We start from the raw sequence: 21,988 nt of genomic DNA, 5'->3' as shown, positions 1-21,988 counted from the left end.
TGTCGTTTTTAATGACTCGCCTTTATTTTGGAATATCAGGATGAAAGACGTTACACTAGTCCTTGACGACGGGACGCAATTTAAAGGAAAGTCGTTCGGTTACGAATCGCCTGTAGCAGGTGAGGTAGTGTTTAACACTGCAATGATGGGTTATCCGGAATCATTGACAGATCCCAGTTATGCCGGTCAGATGATGGTGCTCACTTTTCCGCTGGTGGGCAACTATGGTGTGCCCCGTTTCAGCATAGAGAAGAGTGGTCTGGCCACTTTTATGGAGAGTGATCGTATCTATGCCACTGCACTCATCGTGAGTGACTATTCTGAGCAGTACTCACATTGGAATGCCTGCGAGTCGCTGGGCGACTGGCTGAAACGTGAGAAGGTGCCAGGTGTCACCGGCATTGATACACGTGCACTTACCAAGGTGCTACGAGAACATGGTGTTATGATGGGACGTCTGGTTTTTGACGGAATGCCCGATGCAGTAGAAACTGAAGACTATGCCACAGTCAACTGGGTTGAGCGCGTGTCGTGTAAAGACATGATTCGCTACAACGAGGGTGCTGGCAAGAAAGTAGTCTTGGTGGACTGCGGCGTGAAACACAACATTATCCGTTGCTTGATAAATCGTGGCGTTGAGTTCATCCGAGTGCCATGGAACTACGACTATACCAATATGGAGTTCGACGGCTTGTTTCTGGCTAATGGTCCTGGTGATCCAGACATGTGTGTGGATGCTGTCAATGTCCTGAAGAAGCAAATGTCAGAAAGCCGCAAACCAATCTGTGGTATATGCATGGGTAATCAATTGTTGGCCAAAGCAGGAGGCGCCACCATCTATAAGTTGAAGTATGGTCATCGTTCCCATAATCAACCCGTGCGCGAGGTAGGAACTAACCGTTGTTATGTCACATCGCAGAATCATGGCTATGCCGTTGATGCCAGTACACTGGGCAACGACTGGCGTGAACTATTTGTGAACATGAACGATGGCAGCAACGAGGGAATCCGTCATATGACTAACCCTTGGTTCTCGTCACAGTTCCACCCCGAGGCCTGTTCAGGTCCTGTTGATACCGAATTTATGTTTGATCGTTTTATTGAGACATTATGAAAGACAACCAAATAAAGAAAGTTCTGCTGCTCGGTAGCGGCGCATTGAAAATCGGCGAAGCCGGAGAGTTCGATTACAGTGGTTCGCAGGCCTTGAAGGCACTTCGTGAAGAAGGTATTAAGACCGTGCTGATAAATCCCAATATTGCTACCGTACAAACATCTGAAGGCGTAGCTGATGAGGTGTACTTCCTGCCTGTTCAGCCTTATTTCGTAGAGCGCGTGATAGAGAAAGAACGTCCCGATGGCATTTTGTTGGCCTTTGGCGGACAGACAGCTCTGAACTGTGGTGTGGAGCTATATCAAAGTGGTGTCCTGGAGAAATATAATGTCAAGGTGCTGGGCACCCCTGTGCAGGCCATCATGGATACCGAGGACCGTGAGCTCTTCGTGAAGAAACTTGATGAGATTGGTGTGAAGACCATTAAGAGTGAAGCATGTTCGGATATTGAAAGCGCTCGTCAGGCAGCTAAGGCCCTGGGCTATCCGGTTATCCTCCGTGCAGCCTATGCTCTTGGCGGACTTGGTTCTGGTTTCTGCGATAACGAGGAGGAATTGGACAAACTGGCAGAGAAAGCCTTCGCCTTCTCGCCACAGGTGTTGGTAGAGAAATCTCTGAAAGGATGGAAGGAGATTGAGTATGAGGTGGTGCGCGACCGTTATGACAACTGTATCACGGTATGCAACATGGAGAACTTTGACCCTCTGGGCATTCACACAGGTGAGTCTATCGTCATCGCTCCCTCTCAAACGCTTACCAACTCTGAGTATCACAAGCTGCGTGCGCTTGCCATCAAAATCATACGCCATATAGGTATCGTTGGAGAGTGTAATGTGCAGTATGCTTTTGACCCACAGTCAGAGGATTATCGTGTCATTGAGGTTAATGCTCGCCTGAGCCGTTCTTCAGCATTGGCATCTAAGGCCACCGGCTATCCTTTAGCATTCGTTGCTGCCAAGTTGGGTATGGGCTATGGCCTGTTTGAGTTGAAGAACTCGGTGACAAAGACCACATCGGCTTTCTTCGAGCCTGCGCTCGACTATGTCGTCTGCAAGATTCCTCGTTGGGACCTGTCTAAGTTCCACGGTGTGGACAAGGAACTCGGCTCTTCCATGAAGTCTGTAGGCGAGGTGATGGCCATCGGTCGCAATTTTGAAGAGGCCATCCAGAAAGGACTTCGCATGATAGGTCAGGGCATGCATGGATTCGTAGAGAACAAAGAACTGAAGATTAGCGATATTGATGCTGCGCTACGCGAACCAACAGACAAGCGCATCTTCGTGATCTCTAAAGCCATGCATCAGCCAGAATACACCATCGATCGTATTCATGAGCTGACCAAGATTGATAAGTGGTTCCTTGAGAAGCTGAAGCATATCATTGACATTGACGAACAACTGAAGAATCAGAATATTAATACCATAGACGAAGAACTGCTTCGGAGCGCTAAGGTCTATGGCTTTACCGACTTCCAGATAGCACGCGCCATGGGACTGGAACAGGAGTTCCCCAACATGCACAAAGCGTTGATGGTGGTTCGTAACCGTCGTAAGCAACTGGGTATTGTGCCTGTCGTCAAGCAAATCGACACGTTGGCAGCAGAATATCCTGCACAGACCAACTATCTCTATGTGACCTACTCAGGTGTTACCAGCGATATTCAGTACGAGAACGATAGAAAGAGCATCATTGTGCTCGGTTCGGGTGCTTATCGCATCGGCTCTTCCGTTGAGTTCGACTGGTGTGGCGTTCAGGCACTGAACACCATTCGCAAAGAGGGATGGCGTTCGGTGATGATCAATTACAACCCGGAAACAGTATCTACTGACTATGACATGTGCGATCGTCTTTACTTCGATGAGCTCACGTTCGAGCGTGTGCTTGATATCATAGATATGGAGCAACCTTATGGCGTCATCGTATCAACCGGTGGTCAGATTCCAAACAATCTCGCTGTATATCTGGACGAGGCTGGGGTACGTATTCTCGGTACGCAGGCACAGGACATCGATGGAGCCGAGGACCGCGCTAAGTTCTCGCAGATGTTGAACGAATTGGGTGTCAACCAGCCAGAGTGGAGCGCTTTGACTTCTATGGAAGACATTGACCGCTTTGTGGACAGGGTAGGGTTCCCGGTGTTAGTGCGACCATCGTATGTGTTGAGTGGCGCAGCTATGAACGTATGTTCAAATCGCGACGAACTTGAACGCTTCTTGCAGTTGGCTGCCAACGTGTCTGAGGATCACCCCGTGGTAGTGTCAAAGTTCATCGAGCATGCCAAAGAAATCGAGATGGATGCAGTAGCGAAGGATGGTGAGATACTGGCTTACGCCATTAGTGAACATATTGAATTTGCCGGTGTGCATAGTGGTGACGCCACCATTCAGTTCCCACCGCAGAAACTATATGTGGAGACGGTGCGTCGCATTAAGCGCATCTCGCGTCAGATTGCTAAGGCACTGCACATCAATGGTCCGTTCAACATTCAGTATATGGCACGTGAGAACGACATCTTGGTCATCGAGTGTAACCTGCGTGCCAGCCGCAGTTTCCCATTTGTGTCTAAGGTTCTAAAGATGAATTTCATCGAATTGGCCACAAAGGTCATGCTCGGCTTGCCTGTTGAGAAACCATCGAAGAACCTGTTTGATCTTGATTACGTTGGTATCAAAGCGAGCCAGTTCTCGTTTAACCGTCTGCAGAAGGCCGACCCCGTACTCGGTGTAGATATGGCTTCTACGGGTGAAGTCGGATGTATCGGTGACAATACCAACACGGCGCTTCTGAAAGCAATGCTCTCTGTCGGGCATCGCATACCTAAGAAGACCGTACTACTTTCTACAGGTGGTGCTAAGCAAAAGGCTGAGATGCTCGATGCTGCCAGAATGCTTGTCAACAATGGCTATGAAATATATGCCACAGATGGTACCTCAAAGTACCTTTCGGACAATGGCATCGCAAACACCTTGGTACATTGGCCATCGGATGTAGCTCAGCCTCAGGCCCTCGACCTGCTGCATGAGCACAAGATAGATATGGTGGTCAATATTCCGAAAGATCTGACCAGCCACGAGTTGACTAATGGCTATAAGATTCGTCGTACCGCTATCGACCTGAATGTGCCACTGATTACCAATGCTCGTCTTGCTGCAGCATTTATCTCTGCTTTCTGTACAGTACCTGTAGATAAAATTGGTATCAAAGCTTGGAGCGAATACAAATAAAACTGTTAAATCGTTACTAAAATGCCTAAAAATCTTACGAATTATTTGTTTGTTTGGTAAAAAAGCTATAATTTTGCAACTCTAAAGAGATAACGAGAGTAAGATTTTAAGGTAAAAAGGTATGAGCGACAGATTGTTTATATTCGATACAACGCTCCGTGATGGAGAGCAAGTTCCTGGTTGTCAGTTGAATACAATTGAGAAAATCCAGGTAGCTAAAGCTCTTGAACAATTAGGAGTAGATGTAATTGAAGCAGGATTCCCTATTAGTTCGCCAGGTGACTTCAACTCAGTCATTGAGATTTCAAAGGCAGTCACCTGGCCTACTATTTGTGCACTGACCAGAGCAGTAAAAAAAGATATTGATGTAGCTGCCGATGCTCTGAAGTTTGCCAAACATAAGCGAATACATACGGGCATCGGTACGAGTGACTGTCATATTAAATATAAATTCAACTCCACGCGTGAAGAGATTATAGAGCGTGCAGTGGCTGCTGTTACATATGCTAAGCGGTATGTGGAGGACGTAGAGTTCTATGCCGAAGATGCTGGTAGAACGGACAATGAGTATTTGGCACGTGTTGTCGAAGCAGTTATTAAGGCAGGGGCTACAGTGGTTAATATCCCTGATACTACGGGCTATTGCCTGCCTGAAGAGTTTGGCGCCAAGATCAAATACCTGATGGAGCATGTGGATGGCATTGACAAGGCTATCATTTCTACACATTGTCATAACGATTTGGGGATGGCTACGGCCAATACCCTGAGTGGTGTGCTCAATGGTGCGCGTCAGGTAGAGGTCACTATCAACGGTATTGGCGAGCGTGCTGGCAATACCTCTTTGGAGGAAATCGCCATGATACTTAAGTGCCATAAGGGCATTAACATTGACACCAACATAAATACACAAAAAATATTCCCAACATCACGTTTGGTATCCAGTCTTATGAATATGCCTGTTCAACCCAACAAGGCCATCGTAGGACGCAATGCCTTTGCACACAGCAGCGGTATCCACCAGGACGGCGTTTTGAAGAACGTGCAGACCTACGAGATTATTGATCCGAAGGACGTAGGAATCGATGATAACAGCATCGTGCTTACTGCACGTTCTGGACGAGCTGCTTTGAAGCATAGACTTCATGTGAACGGAGTGGAACTCTCGGAAGAGAAGCTCGATAAGGTCTATGAGAAGTTCCTGCAGCTGGCCGATCAAAAGAAGGAGGTTACTGATGCTGACGTGCTGATGCTTGCTGGTGCAGACACGGCAGATCAGCATGCTGTCAAGCTCGACTTCTTGCAGGTCACTACCGGCAAGGGTGTAAAGAGTGTGGCGTCTATTGGCCTAGACATCAGTGGTCAGAAGTTTGAGGCAGCTTCGTCAGGTAATGGTCCTGTGGATGCTGCTATCAAGGCGCTGAAACGTATAGTGATGAAGCAGATGACGCTGAAAGAGTTTACTATTCAAGCCATATCCAAGGGCTCTGATGATGTCGGAAAAGTACATATGCAAGTGGAGTATGAAGGGCAGTTGTACTATGGATTTGGTGCCAATACCGATATTGTCACAGCTTCTGTTGAGGCATATATTGACTGTATCAATAAATTTAAGAAGAGCGAATGAATACGTTATTTGACAAAATATGGGATCGGCATGTCGTTCAGAAAGTTGAAGACGGTCCCACCCAGCTATATATCGACCGACTATATTGTCATGAGGTGACCTCGCCTCAAGCTTTTGATGGATTGAGGAGTAGGGGATTGAAGTGCTTTCGGCCCGAGCGTATCTATTGTATGCCAGACCACAACACGCCCACTCACGATCAGGATAAGCCCATAGAGGATTCTGTGTCGCGGAAGCAGGTAGATACGCTGGCCCATAATGCCAAGGAGTTTGGACTCACACACTATGGCATGATGTCTAAAGACAACGGCATTATACATGTGGTAGGACCCGAGAAGGGCCTTTCTTTGCCAGGAATGACTATCGTATGTGGAGATTCTCACACCTCAACACATGGAGCAATGGGAGCCGTTGCCTTTGGTATAGGCACTTCTGAGGTTGAGATGGTGATGGCTTCACAGTGCATTCTGCAGCAGAAGCCGAAGTCTATGCGTATCACCATCAATGGTCGTTTGGGCAAAGGCGTAACGCCGAAGGACGTCGCACTTTATTTGATGTCTGAGATCAGCACAAGTGGTGCTACGGGCTACTTTGTAGAATATGCCGGACCTGTGGTCAAGGATATGACTATGGAGGGACGTCTCACCCTGTGCAACCTGTCTATAGAGATGGGTGCACGAGGTGGATTCATTGCTCCAGATGAGACGACGTTTAATTATATAAAAGGTAGGGAGTTCGCGCCCAAGGGCAAAGCCTGGGACGAGGCTGTGGCCTATTGGAAGACGTTGAAAAGCGACGATGATGCCGTCTATGACAAAGAGCTGGTTTTTGATGCCGCCGATATAGAACCACGCATTACTTATGGCACAAATCCGGGTATGGGAATAGGTATTACTTCCTCTATACCTGCTGATGGTGAGGTGAACTTTCATAAAGCCTTGGATTATATGGGTTTCAGGCCCGGTGAAAGATTATTAGGTAAAAAGGTTGACTATGTCTTTCTTGGAGCCTGCACCAACGGACGTATAGAAGATTTCAGAGCATTTGCTTCTATTGTAAAAGGACGTAAGAAGTGTAATCATATTATTGCGTGGCTGGTTCCCGGTTCATGGGCGGTGGACAAACAGATTCGAGAAGAGGGTCTTGATAGAGTTCTGTCGGAGGCGGGCTTTGATATTCGTCAGCCGGGATGTTCGGCTTGTCTGGCCATGAATGATGATAAGATTCCTGCTGGAAAGTACAGCCTTTCAACAAGTAATCGTAACTTTGAAGGTCGCCAAGGCCCAGGTGCAAGGACTATTCTTTGTTCACCATTGGTTGCAGCAGCAGCCGCAGTTACTGGAGTAATAACCGATCCACGTACATTATTATGAAGCAGAAATTCAGCGTTATAACATCTACTTGTGTTCCACTTCCTCTTGAGAATGTGGATACCGATCAGATTATCCCTGCCAGATTCTTGAAAGCTACAGACAAGGCTGGATTTGGCGAAAATCTTTTCCGTGACTGGCGTTACGATAAGGATAATAATCCCATTCAGGATTTCGTGTTAAATGATCCGACGTATAGTGGTTGCATTTTGGTGGCAGGCAAGAACTTCGGTTCTGGTTCTAGTCGAGAACATGCAGCATGGGCTATTGCGGGATATGGATTCCGGGTGGTTATCAGTAGTTTCTTTGCCGACATACATAAGAACAACGAACTGAACAATTTTGTTCTTCCTGTAGTTGTGTCGGAAGCATTCCTTGCTGAACTCTTCCAAAGCATCAATGAGAATCCTAAAATGGAAGTTGAGGTCGATTTGCCTAACCAGTTAGTTACAAACAAGGCTACTGGAAAAAGTGAATATTTCGAAATCAACGGTTATAAGAAGCATTGCTTGATGAATGGATTGGATGATATTGACTATCTCTTGCAGAACAAAGAAAAAATAGAGATATGGGAAAAGCAGAACATGTGAAGGATATGCACAACTTCCGTCCATATATAGAAATTATGGATTCCACGCTTCGTGATGGAGAACAGACGAGTGGAGTGTCTTTTCTTCCTCACGAAAAGCTGATGATTGCGCGTATGTTGCTTCGTGACTTAAATGTTGATCGTATTGAGGTGGCATCGGCACGAGTCTCCGATGGCGAGAAAGAGGCTGTCAAGATGATATGTCGCTACGCCCGTCAGATAGAGCGCTTGGACAGTGTAGAGGTACTTGGTTTCGTGGATGGCAAGGTGTCTGTTGACTGGGTGAAAGATGCGGGTGCATGTGTGCTTAATCTTTTAGCCAAAGGTTCGCTAAAGCACTGTAGAGAACAACTGCAGAAGACGCCAGAAGAACATCTGAGCGATATTAAAGCTGTGTTGGATTATGCTGACCGTAATGGCATCGCGGTGAATCTATATCTTGAGGATTGGTCGAGTGGTATGAAAGACTCACCCGATTATGTCTATCAGATGATGGACGAGTTGGTGGACTATCCGATACGCCGATTTATGCTTCCGGATACACTTGGAATAATGAATCCTCTGCAAGTGATAGAGTATTTCAGAAAGATGCTGAAGCGCTATCCTGATACGCATTTTGATTTCCACGCACATAATGACTATGACTTGGCTGTCAGCAACTCATTGGCAGCCGCATTGAGTGGTGCACGAGGTCTGCACGTCACAGTGAATGGTCTTGGCGAACGATGTGGCAATGCTCCATTGTCTAGTGTTCAAGTCATTCTGAAAGACCAGTTTAATGCTAAGACCAGCATCAACGAAAGTAAGCTGAACGACATCAGCCGTTTGGTTGAAAGCTATAGTGGCATTAGTATTGCACCTAATCAACCGATTATCGGAGACAATGTGTTTACTCAGGTGGCGGGTGTTCATGCCGATGGTGATAATAAAGGCGGACTCTATCATAATGAGCTGGTGCCCGAGCGATTTGGTCGGAAACGAGAATATGCTATGGGGAAAACCAGTGGCAAAGCAAACATTACACGTAATCTCCGAGAGTTGGGACTGGAGCTGACGGCAGAGCAAACCCAACGAGTGACAAAGCGAATTACTGAACTGGGAGATAGGAAAGAGGTCGTCACACAAGAGGATCTGCCATTCATTGTCAGCGATGTGCTGAAACATGATGTGGCTGAAGAGCGCGTGAAGTTAGTCAGCTATCAGGTGTCTTTGGCTTATGGCTTAAAACCTTTGGCAAATGTAAAGATAGAGATTAATGGTAATCAGTACGAGGGACACTCTTCCGGTGATGGTCAATATGACGCCTTTGTGAAAGCAATACGTAAGATCTACAAGGAGTATTTGGACCGTACATTCCCCCTTCTTGAGAATTATGCCGTAACCATCCCTCCTGGCGGACGAACTGATGCGTTGGTACAAACGGTTATTACATGGCAGATGGGTGATGGTAAGCTGATACGTACGCGAGGACTTGATGCAGACCAGACGGAGGCTGCTATCAAGGCTACGATTAAAATGCTGAATATTGTGGAGAGTAAACAATAGCTTTACGATGCGTAAAGAGCAATAATTCAGAGAGTAAACAATAACTTTATCAATAGAATTAGAGTATGAAACTAAAGATAGCTGTTCTTCCTGGTGATGGCATAGGACCAGAAATAATGACGCAAGGTGTGGCTGTGCTTGATGCAATCGCAGAAAAGTATGGTCATGAGTTCGAATATCAAGAAGCTCTTGTCGGGGCTTGTGCCATTGATGCCGTTGGCGAGCCGTACCCCGAAGCTACACACGAGGTTTGTATGCAAGCTGATGCAGTACTATTTGCTGCCGTCGGAGATTTAAAGTATGATAACAATCCAACGGCAAAGGTGCGTCCTGAGACAGGTCTTCTTGCCATGCGCAAGAAATTAGGACTCTTTGCCAATGTTCGCCCTGTGGCAACTTTCGACTGCTTACTGCATAAGTCACCTCTGAAAGATGAACTCCTGAAGGGGGCCGACTTTGTCGTACTTCGTGAGCTGACTGGTGGAATGTATTTCGGCGAGAAATACCAGGACAACGATAAGGCTTATGATACAGATATTTATACTCGTCCAGAGATAGAACGTATTCTGAAACTTGCATTCGAGATGGCACTTCAGCGCAGAAAGCATCTCACTGTTGTTGATAAGGCAAACGTGTTGGCTTCAAGTCGCTTGTGGCGTCAAATTGCTAAAGAGATAGCCCCCCAGTATCCAGAAGTCGAAACTGATTATATGTTTATAGACAACGCTTCTATGCGTGTTTTGACAGAGCCTCGCTTCTTTGATGTGATTGTAACAGAAAACACTTTTGGCGATATTTTAACCGATGAGACCTCATGTATTACTGGATCTATGGGCTTGCAGCCTTCGTCTTCATTGGGTGAGCACACACCACTGTTTGAACCTGTTCATGGCTCATGGCCACAGGCTGCAGGTCAGAATCTTGCCAATCCTGTGGCACAGATACTTTCAGCAGCAATGTTGTTAGAGCACTTTGGCTTGTCGCAAGAAGGAAAACTGATCCGTGAGGCTGTGAATGCTTCTCTCGATGCTCATATCCGCACACCTGAGATTCAGGTGGAAGGAGCACCAAAGTACGGAACCAAAGAGGTAGGACAATGGATTGTAAATTATATAAGAAAGGCATAGTCACGGGCTCTTTTGCGCTGACCTTGTCGTTAGTTCCTTTCGTCACCTTTGCTCAGACTGAGCAAGAGTGGCGAGATTCTCTTTCTGTGCTTAACGAGAAGATTCGTCAAGTACCGAAGTCTGTCGATCTGAGATTGCGTAAGGCAGCCGTTAACATCGAGTTAGGGCAGTGGAACTATGCCACCGACGAGTATAGCCGGATTCTCGAACTTGATCCCAAAAATCTCTCTGCGCTATACTATCGTGCTTATGTGCATAATCATGAACGACGCTATGAATTGGCCAGACAGGATTATGAGGCTTGCCTGGCTGTCGTTCCTCGGCATTTTGAGGCGCAGTTGGGGTTGGCGATTGTCAAGCGTAACATGGGACAAAAGGTCGAAGCTATGGATGAATTTAACCAGTTGGTTCAAATGTTTCCAGATTCAGCTATAGCATACGCTGCTCGGGCCGGCTATGAAGTAGAGCTGAAGCAATACGAGTTGGCTCTTTTTGACTGGGATGAGGCTATTTTGCGTCAGCCCGAGAATATGGATTATCTAATGTCGAAGGTTGACGTTCTTCTTATTCTTAAGAGACAAAAAGAAGCCAATGCCCTCATGCGACGCATCAGGGCATTGGAATAACGTTAACCTTTTAGTTCTTTAGCATTACGTATCGTAATATCTCTTTGCGGGAAAGGTATTTCAATACCGTTCTCGTTAAGGGTATTATAGATACACTTGGTCATCTCACTGACCACAAAGGCTTTCTTGACAGCTTCTGCCCATACTATCAGTTTCATGTCAACACTGGAGTCTCCAAGTCCGACCATGGCTGTCGTTGCTTTTCTTGCAGGATCGGTGAATTCCAGATTAAGGTTGTTGGCAGCATCTTCTATCAGTTCTGATACTTTCTTTATGTCAGAACCGTAGGCAACACCAAATGGGATAACAGCTAACACGTAACCATGATTTCTTGTCATGTTCTTGTAGTTTTTCGCAAACAATTGGCTGTTCTGGAATGTGATAACCTCGCCAGAGATGGCCTCTATAATGGTAGAGGTGTAGCTGATAGACGTAACTTTACCCATCGTTCCATCTACTTCTATCAGGTCACCAACTTTGATTCTTCCTGCCATCAGCGAGGCACCATAGTAGATATTCTCAATGATATCCTTAGATGCAAAACCGATACCGGTAGACAGACCTCCAGAAATGGCAAGTAGCCACGTTACGCTGATGTTTAATATCGAAAGCGAAATCATTAGCCAAATACCCCATACAAATACTTGAATGACGTTTCGGCCCATTACCTCGCGACTAGCTGCTGTTGATGGGTCTTGGGTCTGGTAGTGAAGTCTCATAAACGAGAGAATGGTACTGGTTGCATATGAGAATACAAACCAAAGATTAACCACCATGCATAGTTTGAGAATACTGATTTTGAAGTTTTTTAGATCAATAAAGTTCCTTCTGAATAACTGCCAACACAGATCGCTGAGGTTAAAAATATCCGCAGCCCAATAAATAGAAAGCATCACAGAGATGACACCCATGATGGGTAGTACCACCTTATATATAAATTTATAGAACCATGTCTTGCTGATAGGTTTGTCTTCCAGTCCATGCTTGATACCGTAGATTTTCAAGTATTGGCTGACACATGTGATGGTTAATATACATGTCAGCTGCATGATCCACCATATTAGTATTTGTACTGCAAGTAGGGTGTAGCCCATCCATGCACATCCCAAGGAGCAGATAAAAATGCTAAGAGAAAGATAGGTGTAGAACATGTCTGAACGTGGTACGTTCTGGTTGTGTCGCTTAATAACCAACCATTGCCAGATGGTACAAAGTAATAAGATAGGGGGGAATACAATGTTAACTAGATTGTTGGGAATCAAGATGATTCTGAATGTGATAACAAGGAATCCTATAACAATCAATGGGGCATATATTGAGAAGGCACTTTTAATTTGAGCGCCATTAACTCGCAACAACAGTGAAATCAAAATAACGCCTAATAGCCAAGCATATTCAATCAGCAAACTACTAGCCATGATATAGAAATATTGATCAAGTGTTGCGTGAAGCAATCCCATGATTGCTGCAAACGTAACAGTCGTTGTTGCCATGATGATGCTGGTCTTCTTCTTTAGAAACTCTTGCGTGTGGAAACGTTTTGGCATGATGAATTTAAATACTGCCAGATTAAGAAGAACTGCAATGATGATGTAAAAGGCTATGACAACAAATAAACGCAAGATAACAGCGCCTCCCCAGTCGGATTTAGAATCCTCATTCTGGTATTTGCTCGTTACAACTTCTTTTGTTTCAGTGATTTTGCTGCCAATGTTCTTCAGTACAATGAAGTAGCTGTCGCCTCCATTCTTGAATATGCTGGTCTGAATATCGTTATAACGTTTGTTGGCATAATCGTTCAGGTAACCAAGGCGTTTTTCGGTCATTTCATAGAAGGTAATATAGTCTGCAACTTGGTTTCTGTTTTCTATCATGGTATTTTTGATGTTGGTCGCCAGTGTTAAGCAAACAGTACGATCTGTTTTCGCTTTTTGGCTGAGGAACCCAACATGCATTGTCTTAAGACTTGTAATCAAACTGTCATATTTGGCAACTTCAGCTTCTGAGTTCTTAAGAAATGATTCAAAGGGTAATTGTTGACGCTGAAACTCTAAATACTGTTCTGTAGCTTCATGACAAGCGTAGGTTAAATCAAAAACAAAACCTTGATGCTGAGAGTACAACATGAGTGCGTTTTGATTGCTACGCTTCATCGTTTCTTGAAGCTCGGTGACGATATCGCGTGTCTGTTGCTTGCGATTATTAGCTTGATTACTTAACTCTCGTTGATAGTTAGTCAATTCTACACGTAGTACACTTAAAGTCTGCTCCAGGTCTTTCTCTTTGAGAACAGCATGGGAACTTGATAGTATTGCAGTAATAGCAATAATGGTCGCAAGTATTCTTTTCATTTTGTTTTTATTTGGTTCTGGTTGCAAAGATAATCAATTTTTTTAAGATGTAATAGTAATGATGGATAATTTTAATCTGGGCATATTTTGAGTCCCTATATATAATAAATAAGGTGTGTTGTAAAGAATTAAAAACAGAATCAATTTTTTCTTCAAAAAACTAAGAAAATTAGTGGAAAAGTTTTGGTGGTTCCGAAAAAAGCCGTACCTTTGCATCCGCTTACGAGGAACACCTCCTCACAAGCAAAACAAGAAAGAGTTCTTTGAAAGATTTACATAGACAGAGAAGTAGTACAAGAAGCGAGTACTAATCCTTATGGAGAGGTACTTGGGTAACAGTAAACGAACCGTCAATGCTATATATAAATATAGGTTGATAGACTTGATACTTTTTGGATAGTCATTCTGAATCAGATAACAGATGGGTCTTTTCCAACTTAGGTTGGTTGGGATTCATTCTAAAGATACAAACATATACAATGAAGAGTTTGATCCTGGCTCAGGATGAACGCTAGCTACAGGCTTAACACATGCAAGTCGAGGGGCAGCATTTCGAAAGCTTGCTTTTGAAGATGGCGACCGGCGCACGGGTGAGTAACGCGTATCCAACCTTCCCCTTAGTAGGGCATAGCCCGGCGAAAGTCGAATTAATACCCTATGTTCTTTACGGATGGCATCTGAAGTAAAGCAAAGATTTATCGCTAAGGGATGGGGATGCGTCTGATTAGGTTGTTGGCGGGGTAACGGCCCACCAAGCCTACGATCAGTAGGGGTTCTGAGAGGAAGGTCCCCCACATTGGTACTGAGACACGGACCAAACTCCTACGGGAGGCAGCAGTGAGGAATATTGGTCAATGGGCGAGAGCCTGAACCAGCCAAGTAGCGTGCAGGACGACGGCCCTATGGGTTGTAAACTGCTTTTGTCAGGGGATAAAAGAGGGAACGTGTTCCCTATTGCATGTACCTGAAGAATAAGGACCGGCTAATTCCGTGCCAGCAGCCGCGGTAATACGGAAGGTCCGGGCGTTATCCGGATTTATTGGGTTTAAAGGGAGCGCAGGCTGGTGATTAAGCGTGACGTGAAATGCCGCAGCTCAACTGTGGAAGTGCGTCGCGAACTGGTTACCTTGAGTGTATTCGACGTCAGCGGAATTCGTGGTGTAGCGGTGAAATGCTTAGATATCACGAAGAACTCCGATTGCGAAGGCAGCTGGCGAGGCTACAACTGACGCTAAAGCTCGAAGGTGCGGGTATCGAACAGGATTAGATACCCTGGTAGTCCGCACGGTAAACGATGGATGCCCGCTGTTGGCGATATACAGTCAGCGGCCAAGCGAAAGCGTTAAGCATCCCACCTGGGGAGTACGCCGGCAACGGTGAAACTCAAAGGAATTGACGGGGGCCCGCACAAGCGGAGGAACATGTGGTTTAATTCGATGATACGCGAGGAACCTTACCCGGGCTTGAACTGCAGGCGAACGATTCAGAGATGATGAGGCCCTTCGGGGCGCCTGTGGAGGTGCTGCATGGTTGTCGTCAGCTCGTGCCGTGAGGTGTCGGCTTAAGTGCCATAACGAGCGCAACCCCTCTCTTCAGTTGCCATCAGGTAGAGCTGGGCACTCCGGAGACACTGCCACCGTAAGGTGTGAGGAAGGTGGGGATGACGTCAAATCAGCACGGCCCTTACGTCCGGGGCTACACACGTGTTACAATGGGAGGTACAGAGAGACGGTGTCCCGCAAGGTGCATCAAATCCTTAAAGCCTTCCTCAGTTCGGATTGGGGTCTGCAACCCGACCCCATGAAGCTGGATTCGCTAGTAATCGCGCATCAGCCATGGCGCGGTGAATACGTTCCCGGGCCTTGTACACACCGCCCGTCAAGCCATGAAAGCCGGGGGCGCTTGAAGTCCGTGACCGCAAGGATCGGCCTAGAGCGAAACTGGTAATTGGGGCTAAGTCGTAACAAGGTAGCCGTACCGGAAGGTGCGGCTGGAACACCTCCTTTCTGGAGATGACTATCTCCCCTTTGCCCCCTAAGTTAGGGGGATGGGGGTCTGAACAAAAGAAAGTCTTAGGTTCGTGTTAACCTCTAGGCTTCTTACTACTTACTTTGTTTATATCTAGAGAATAGATGAGCTGAGCGCAGATGTAGCGCCCACAGCTTGAAGCCAGTCCTATAGCTCAGTTGGTTAGAGCGCCACACTGATAATGTGGAGGTCGGCAGTTCAAGTCTGCCTGGGACTACTTTGAGACGACACACTCTCTGTACGGGGGATTAGCTCAGTTGGCTAGAGCGCTTGCATGGCATGCAAGAGGTCATCGGTTCGACCCCGATATTCTCCACTATTTGAGGTAAAAGTTCCTCAAAAGAGATCTTTGACATATTGTGACACAAGACTGTAAGTAAAGACTTTAAGTCAGAACTGAGTAGATTTTAAATCTCAATACAGCTAAAAGTATGAGCGACTCTCTCAGCAATGAGAGAGAAGTTAGGCGAAAGTAAGTTAGGGCGTCTGGTGGATGCCTTGGCTCTCGGAGGCGATGAAGGACGTGATAAGCTGCGATAAGCCTCGGGTAGATGCAAATAATCTTTGATCCGAGGATTTCCGAATGGGACAACCCAGCAGGCTGAAGGCCTGTTATCTATACAAAGGTATAGAGGCAAACGCAGGGAACTGAAACATCTTAGTACCTGCAGGAAGAGAAAATAAACAATGATTCCCCTAGTAGTGGCGAGCGAACGGGGAAGAGCCCAAACCGGTTGTGTGGCAACGCATAGCCGGGGTAGTAGGACCACGCTGTGGTACTTGAATGACGAGGAGAAGCATCTGGAAAGTTGCATCACAGAAGGTGACAATCCTGTATCCGAAGTCAGACGAGGCCTAGTGGTATCCTGAGTAACGCGGAGCACGAGGAATTCTGCGCGAATCCGCCGGGACCATCCGGTAAGGCTAAATACTCCCGAGAGACCGATAGCGAACGAGTACCGTGAGGGAAAGGTGAAAAGCACCCCTATGAGGGGAGTGAAATAGTACCTGAAACCAGTCGCCTACAAGCGGTCGGAGCTAGTTTATCTAGTGACGGCGTGCCTTTTGCATAATGAACCTACGAGTTACCATCACCGGCGAGGTTAAGTATCTTAGATACGCATCCGCAGTGAAAGCGAGCCTGAATAGGGCGTTTAGTCGGTGGGGGTAGACGCGAAACCAAGTGATCTACACATGGCCAGGGTGAAGTCCCGGTAACACGGGATGGAGGCCCGCACCAATAAGCGTTGAAAAGCTTCTGGATGAGTTGTGTGTAGGAGTGAAAGGCCAATCAAACTTGGAGATAGCTCGTACTCCCCGAAAGGCATTTAGGTGCCGCGTGCTGTGTTCACCTCATGAGGTAGAGCGACCGATAGGTCAAGAGGGCTTCACCGCCTATCGAGACCTGACGAACTCCGAATGCATGAGGTCTGTAGCAGTGCAGTAAGGGTGCGGGTGCTAAGGTCCGTGCCCGAGAGGAGAAGAATCCAGACCGTCGTCTAAGGTCCCGGAGTGCTGCCTGAGTTAGTCTAACGAAGTCTGGCCTCGATGACAGCTAGGATGTTGGCTTGGAAGCAGCCATTCATTCAAAGAGTGCGTAACAGCTCACTAGTCGAGAGGCCGGGCGTGGATAATAATCGGGTATAAGGCAGCCACCGAAGGCGCGGGATAGCAACAATAAAAGTATCGGTAGGGGAGCATTCCATCGACGCTGAAGGTAACGGATGACCGTTACTGGAGTTTATGGAAAAGCAAATGTAGGTATAAGTAACGATAAGGGGTGTGAGATCCACCCCCGCCGAAAGACTAAGGTTTCCCGGGCGATGTCAATCAGCCCGGGGTGAGTCGGGTCCTAAGTTTAAGCCGAACGGCGAGAGCGATGGCTGATACGGTTAATATTCCGTAACTGCCTTCAGGAGCGACGTGGTGACGGAGCAGTGACACTGCCGCGCGCTGACGGAATAGCGCGTTGAAGAGTGTAGGCTATGAGGAATGCAGGCAAATCCACATTCCGAGCTGAACCTCGATAGTACGGAAGCCTCTTCGGAGGCATCTGATAGTGCAGGTAATCAGACTCCCGAGAAAAACCGCTAAGCTTAATCCTGGAGGTACCCGTACCGCAAACGGACACACGTAGTCATGTAGAATATACTAAGGCGTTGAGAGATTCGTGGCTAAGGAACTAGGCAAACTGACCCTGTAACTTCGGGATAAAGGGTCCTCTCTTCGGAGAGGCGCAGAGAATAGGTCCAGGCAACTGTTTAACAAAAACACAGGGCTGTGCGAACTCGAAAGATGAAGTATACAGCCTGACACCTGCCCGGTGCTGGAAGGTTAAGAGGAGATGTCAGTCGCAAGATGAAGCATTGAATTGAAGCCCCAGTAAACGGCGGCCGTAACTATAACGGTCCTAAGGTAGCGAAATTCCTTGTCGGGTAAGTTCCGACCTGCACGAATGGTGTAATGATCCGGACGCTGTCTCGGCCACGAGCTCAGTGAAATTGTAGTATCGGTGAAGATGCCGATTACCCGCGATGGGACGAAAAGACCCCGTGAACCTTTACTACAGCTTAGCATTGACCTTGGTCATCGGATGTGTAGGATAGGCCGGAGGCTATGAAGTGGGCGCGCCAGCGTTCGTGGAGCCATCCTTGAAATACGGCCCTTCTGCTGCCTGAGGTCTAACTCGCGATTGCGAGGACACTGTTTGGTGGGTAGTTTGACTGGGGTGGTCGCCTCCAAAAGCGTAACGGAGGCTTCCAAAGGTACCCTCGGGCCGATTGGTAACCGGCCTTATAGAGTGCAAAGGCATAAGGGTGCTTGACTGGGAGGGAGACATCCCGAGCAGGTAGGAAACTAGGGCTTAGTGATCCGGTGCAAGTGTATGGAAACTGCATCGCTCAAAGGATAAAAGGTACTCCGGGGATAACAGGCTGATCCCCCCCAAGAGCTCATATCGACGGGGTGGTTTGGCACCTCGATGTCGGCTCGTCACATCCTGGGGCTGGAGAAGGTCCCAAGGGTTGGGCTGTTCGCCCATTAAAGTGGCACGCGAGCTGGGTTCAGAACGTCGTGAGACAGTTCGGTCTCTATCTATCGTGGGCGTAGGAGTCTTGAGTGGATCGGTCACTAGTACGAGAGGACCGTGATTGACAGACCTCCGGTTTACCGGTTGTACCGCCAGGTGCACCGCCGGGTATCCGCGTCTGGATCGGATAAGCGCTGAAAGCATCTAAGTGCGAAGCCGGCCACAAGATGAGGGCTCCATTGAGGGTCGTTGTAGACTACGACGTTGATAGGCAGCAGGTGTAAAGACGGTGACGTCAAAGCCGAGCTGTACTAATTGCCCGAAAGCTTTCGCTTACTGCGCTTTTACTTTCAACTGTATGGTTTTGGTTTTAGAGTCAGAAAGACTTCAGTTCTTGTGTTAAATGTGTCACCTTATACCTTATATAGACACTGTAGAAGCAATAGAAACTATGGTTGCTATATAAAAGAGAAATATCAGGTGGTTATTGCGGCGGGGTCCCACCTCTTCCCATTCCGAACAGAGAAGTTAAGCCCGCTTGCGCCGATGGTACTGCAATGCAATGCGGGAGAGTAGGAGGCCGCCATCTTTACAGAGAGCCCTGATTCAGCAATGAGTCAGGGCTCTTTTTTGTTATTCTGCATGCGGTGGCGCTATGGAGAAGTTGCAGAGTCCTTGTTCCTTTTTCTTCTCTTCTGGAAAGATATTCGGGCTTTATGTGATGTTTTTCCGATTTTTATTGTATCTTTGTCCTTGAAATGAATCATCTGAAACGAATGTATATTGTATAGCTCTCTCTCTTCGGTTTTATCTTTAGTTTAATCAGAGATGCGCTTAATTATCATTTGATGGATGATTATTCTTGTCTCCTCTATGATTCTCTCAATTCTATACTCTCAATTCTATTTGTTATATATGATGGAATTTTCTTGTTTCCTTTACGATGTTTTCAATTCTATTTGTTATATTTGCATGATATTTGCGAAATTTCATTTTATGAAATCGTTAAACTCCTGGATGAGCGGTTTTATTCTTAGGAATTGAGTGAAGAGTTATCATATTACCTTTTTATTTTAGGAATAGTACATTTATCTAAAGATTATAGATTATGAAAAGAGCAATTGTAGTAGGAGCTTCATCAGGGATAGGTATGGAGGTTGCCAGACTATTGAGAGAGAACGGTTGGACAGTAGGAGTTGCTGCCAGAAGAATTGAGATGCTTTCCGAATTTGATTTTAATGCGAAAATAGATGTCAATGATGACGATTCAGAATCAAAGTTACTTGATCTCATTGATAGTGTAGGCGGTATGGACTTGTATTTCCATTGTTCAGGAATAGGTCATCAAAATAGACAGTTAGAAGAAGAAATTGAGGTGCAGACCGTGAAGACTAATTGTCTGGGGTTTACCAGAATGGTTGGAGCGGCATATCGCTATTTCTCCTCTCATGGAGGTGGCCATATCGCTGTGATCTCAAGTATTGCAGGTACAAAGGGGCTTGGTCCCGCACCCTCTTATTCTGCCTCCAAGTCATTTCAAGGAATATATATTCAGGCATTAGAGCAGCTGTCGAATAGAAATCATTTAAATATTCATTTTACTGATATTCGTCCGGGTTTTGTTGCTACAGCATTAATCGATGACGGGCAAAGTTACCCCTTGGTTTTGGATAAACATTCTGTTGCTGAAGATATTGTTCGTTCCGTCATCAAGCAGCGTCATAGACGTGTTATTGACTGGCGTTGGAGAGTGATTACAAGATTATGGCGTCTGGTTCCTAATATTATATGGAGACACCTTCCATTGTAATCGCTACTTTTAGATAAATAATAAAACCTTACATATAGATAAGTTGTTAACACAGAAGGTCCCATCTACGTGAAAAATTAGTATATGTGACCTTTACTTTTGATGCGTAGTCTTGTTATCGCCTTATCAGTATAGTCAATAGCCTCTTTTGACGGTTGTGATTATACGATGTACAATGTCGTCAACTATTTGCAGGACGCTCTTTTTTGAATGCTCTTTACCTTAATGGTAATAGGTGAAAGAATTTCTTTTTTCCAATCACGCAACCACTTAAACCATTCGGTTTTACTATGCAAACCAAATGTCTCGTTATCAGAGCAATACGCTACTTTGTAGTGAATTGTGTTATTGTTGCTTCTTAGCACGAATGTGTAGTTGTTGCCTTGCTCCTCTCTGTTTGGATTAGCAGGCAGCTCTTTAACAATATATTCGTTAGGGATACAGATGCCCAAACCAACAGTTTCTCGTTTCCAGTTGATGGTGTCGCCTGCAGGAAAGTCGGTGCCCCAACATCCCCTTAATCCCTCTTTATCAGAAAACTCTTCCGATCCTTTAATGTCGATAAGACCTGTCGAGAATTGATAATTGTTTACATTGCGGTTGAACGTGATGTCAACGTCAGTATCTCTGTGTCCCGCATATTGGGTGTAGCGTATCGTCATATTTAGATTAGGTTTCTTATTGCCTGATGAAGCGAGATCAGATTCCTCAAGGATGGGCGCTTCCCATCCCTGGTCAATGATTTCTACTATTGTTCTCAGTGGTCCGTATGCGATAATGCGCTGAGTCCTGTTCTTTACGGGATCAATCATTGTGGACGCCTCTCCGTTCCATCCTCTGAACGCACCCAGTCCGAAAGTGTTGCCCACCCACAGGATGTCGTCGCCGAACTCCTTAGCCTTTTGTTCTGGCGAAGTATAGAATTGCGTTTCTTTCAGTTCCAGTCGTTTATGATATTTCCCGTAAAGATCAAGAGTCTGACGTTTGTCGAAATAGATTCTTATGCCATTCAGTTCACTTTCGAAGTCAACTCCATGATGGTGAAGAATGTTGTATGGGTTATCGCAGTCTCCGCGTGCTGTTATGCTTGAAATAAAGTTGTTGTGTTTGTTTTTCTCCTTCACCTTATCGTTTCTTATCAGCATTTCGGCATATACCCGTGCTGGGTAGTTTTTGGGTTCACCTTCTTGCGAGAGAGTAACTTGATAGATTCTTTTTTCTTTTCCCTTCAGATCTACCAAAAAGCATAGTTCGTCGAACGTTTCATTGAGGTCGATATCGTCAAGCTGACAAGGTATCTCTTCGCCGTTGCAAGTGACAATGGCCGAGTTGACACCTTCAAAATCGCTTAACGAAACAACTACAGGTTGATCTGATTTAGCAACATTTGCTGGGTTCAAGACTTCAACGTTGAATGAATACTGTGCATTTACTGTTAGGCAAAAGCACAAAAAGAACATGGTGAAAATTTGTTTCATATTAGTTTGTTTTAACTGCAAAAGTACAGATTTGCTTATAAAAGTTTTGCTTTTATTAAATTATTTAGGTTAAA

At 46.0% G+C, this 21,988-nt stretch carries 11 protein-coding genes, 2 tRNA genes and 3 rRNA genes; 14 read left to right on the top strand and 2 right to left on the bottom strand.

What is annotated here, in order from left to right; translation table 11 throughout:
* The first annotated feature begins 40 nt into the window (after nucleotides 1-40).
* The 8 genes from carA (at nucleotide 41) to L6472_RS08620 (ending at nucleotide 11,219) form a co-directional block, all read left to right on the top strand.
* Nucleotides 41-1,114: a glutamine-hydrolyzing carbamoyl-phosphate synthase small subunit gene (carA, locus tag L6472_RS08655; protein ID WP_237804198.1), complete on the top strand. Its 1,074-nt coding sequence runs from the start codon at nucleotides 41-43 to the stop codon at nucleotides 1,112-1,114.
* Nucleotides 1,111-4,338 (top strand): carbamoyl-phosphate synthase (glutamine-hydrolyzing) large subunit, encoded by a 3,228-nt coding sequence (gene carB, locus L6472_RS08650; RefSeq protein WP_237804196.1) that lies wholly within the window; start codon nucleotides 1,111-1,113, stop codon nucleotides 4,336-4,338. The genes carA and carB overlap by 4 nt, the downstream gene beginning before the upstream one ends.
* A gap of 121 nt (nucleotides 4,339-4,459) precedes the next feature.
* Nucleotides 4,460-5,962, top strand: a complete 1,503-nt coding sequence (locus tag L6472_RS08645; protein WP_237804194.1) for a 2-isopropylmalate synthase — start codon at nucleotides 4,460-4,462, stop codon at nucleotides 5,960-5,962.
* Nucleotides 5,959-7,335: a 3-isopropylmalate dehydratase large subunit gene (gene leuC / locus L6472_RS08640; RefSeq protein ID WP_237804192.1), complete on the top strand. Its 1,377-nt coding sequence runs from the start codon at nucleotides 5,959-5,961 to the stop codon at nucleotides 7,333-7,335. The genes L6472_RS08645 and leuC overlap by 4 nt, the downstream gene beginning before the upstream one ends.
* Nucleotides 7,332-7,922, top strand: coding sequence for a 3-isopropylmalate dehydratase small subunit (leuD, locus tag L6472_RS08635; protein WP_237804190.1), 591 nt, complete (start codon nucleotides 7,332-7,334; stop codon nucleotides 7,920-7,922). Before leuC ends, leuD begins: the two co-directional genes overlap by 4 nt.
* Nucleotides 7,901-9,466: an alpha-isopropylmalate synthase regulatory domain-containing protein gene (locus L6472_RS08630; protein WP_237804188.1), complete on the top strand. Its 1,566-nt coding sequence runs from the start codon at nucleotides 7,901-7,903 to the stop codon at nucleotides 9,464-9,466. The genes leuD and L6472_RS08630 overlap by 22 nt, the downstream gene beginning before the upstream one ends.
* A gap of 65 nt (nucleotides 9,467-9,531) precedes the next feature.
* Nucleotides 9,532-10,593: a 3-isopropylmalate dehydrogenase gene (leuB, locus tag L6472_RS08625; RefSeq protein WP_237804186.1), complete on the top strand. Its 1,062-nt coding sequence runs from the start codon at nucleotides 9,532-9,534 to the stop codon at nucleotides 10,591-10,593.
* Nucleotides 10,563-11,219: a tetratricopeptide repeat protein gene (locus L6472_RS08620; protein ID WP_237804185.1), complete on the top strand. Its 657-nt coding sequence runs from the start codon at nucleotides 10,563-10,565 to the stop codon at nucleotides 11,217-11,219. The genes leuB and L6472_RS08620 overlap by 31 nt, the downstream gene beginning before the upstream one ends.
* 2 nt (nucleotides 11,220-11,221) lie before the next feature.
* Here L6472_RS08620 and L6472_RS08615 read toward each other — a convergent pair whose 3' ends face one another.
* Complete coding sequence (locus L6472_RS08615) at nucleotides 11,222-13,093, bottom strand: mechanosensitive ion channel family protein (protein WP_370640838.1); 1,872 nt, start codon at nucleotides 13,091-13,093, stop codon at nucleotides 11,222-11,224.
* Nucleotides 13,094-14,046: 953 nt separating this feature from the next.
* Between L6472_RS08615 and L6472_RS08610 the strand changes: the two genes are divergently transcribed.
* The 6 genes from L6472_RS08610 (at nucleotide 14,047) to L6472_RS08585 (ending at nucleotide 20,436) form a co-directional block, all read left to right on the top strand.
* Nucleotides 14,047-15,576, top strand: a 16S ribosomal RNA gene (locus tag L6472_RS08610).
* 165 nt (nucleotides 15,577-15,741) lie between these two features.
* Nucleotides 15,742-15,815 (top strand) — tRNA-Ile (locus tag L6472_RS08605).
* Between the two features lie 25 nt (nucleotides 15,816-15,840).
* A tRNA-Ala gene (locus L6472_RS08600) sits at nucleotides 15,841-15,914 on the top strand.
* Nucleotides 15,915-16,064: 150 nt separating this feature from the next.
* Nucleotides 16,065-18,961 (top strand): 23S ribosomal RNA (locus tag L6472_RS08595).
* A gap of 141 nt (nucleotides 18,962-19,102) precedes the next feature.
* Nucleotides 19,103-19,215: ribosomal RNA gene (rrf, locus tag L6472_RS08590) — 5S ribosomal RNA — on the top strand.
* Together the 16S, 23S and 5S rRNA genes with 2 tRNA genes alongside form the textbook arrangement of a ribosomal RNA operon.
* Nucleotides 19,216-19,734: 519 nt before the next feature.
* Nucleotides 19,735-20,436 carry an SDR family NAD(P)-dependent oxidoreductase gene (locus L6472_RS08585; RefSeq protein ID WP_237804181.1) on the top strand — a complete coding sequence of 234 codons (702 nt, stop codon included), beginning with the start codon at nucleotides 19,735-19,737 and terminating at the stop codon, nucleotides 20,434-20,436.
* A 185-nt stretch (nucleotides 20,437-20,621) separates the two neighbouring features.
* Here the strand turns inward: L6472_RS08585 and L6472_RS08580 are convergent, their stop codons facing one another.
* On the bottom strand, nucleotides 20,622-21,914 hold the full coding sequence (locus L6472_RS08580; RefSeq protein WP_237804179.1) for a DUF4861 domain-containing protein: 1,293 nt from the start codon (nucleotides 21,912-21,914) through the stop codon (nucleotides 20,622-20,624).
* Between the last annotated feature and the right edge of the window lie 74 nt (nucleotides 21,915-21,988).

The sequence above is a fragment of the Prevotella sp. E13-17 genome (assembly GCF_022024035.1).
Lineage (GTDB): Bacteria > Bacteroidota > Bacteroidia > Bacteroidales > Bacteroidaceae > Prevotella.
This window is presented reverse-complemented; position numbering and strand designations above follow the sequence as displayed.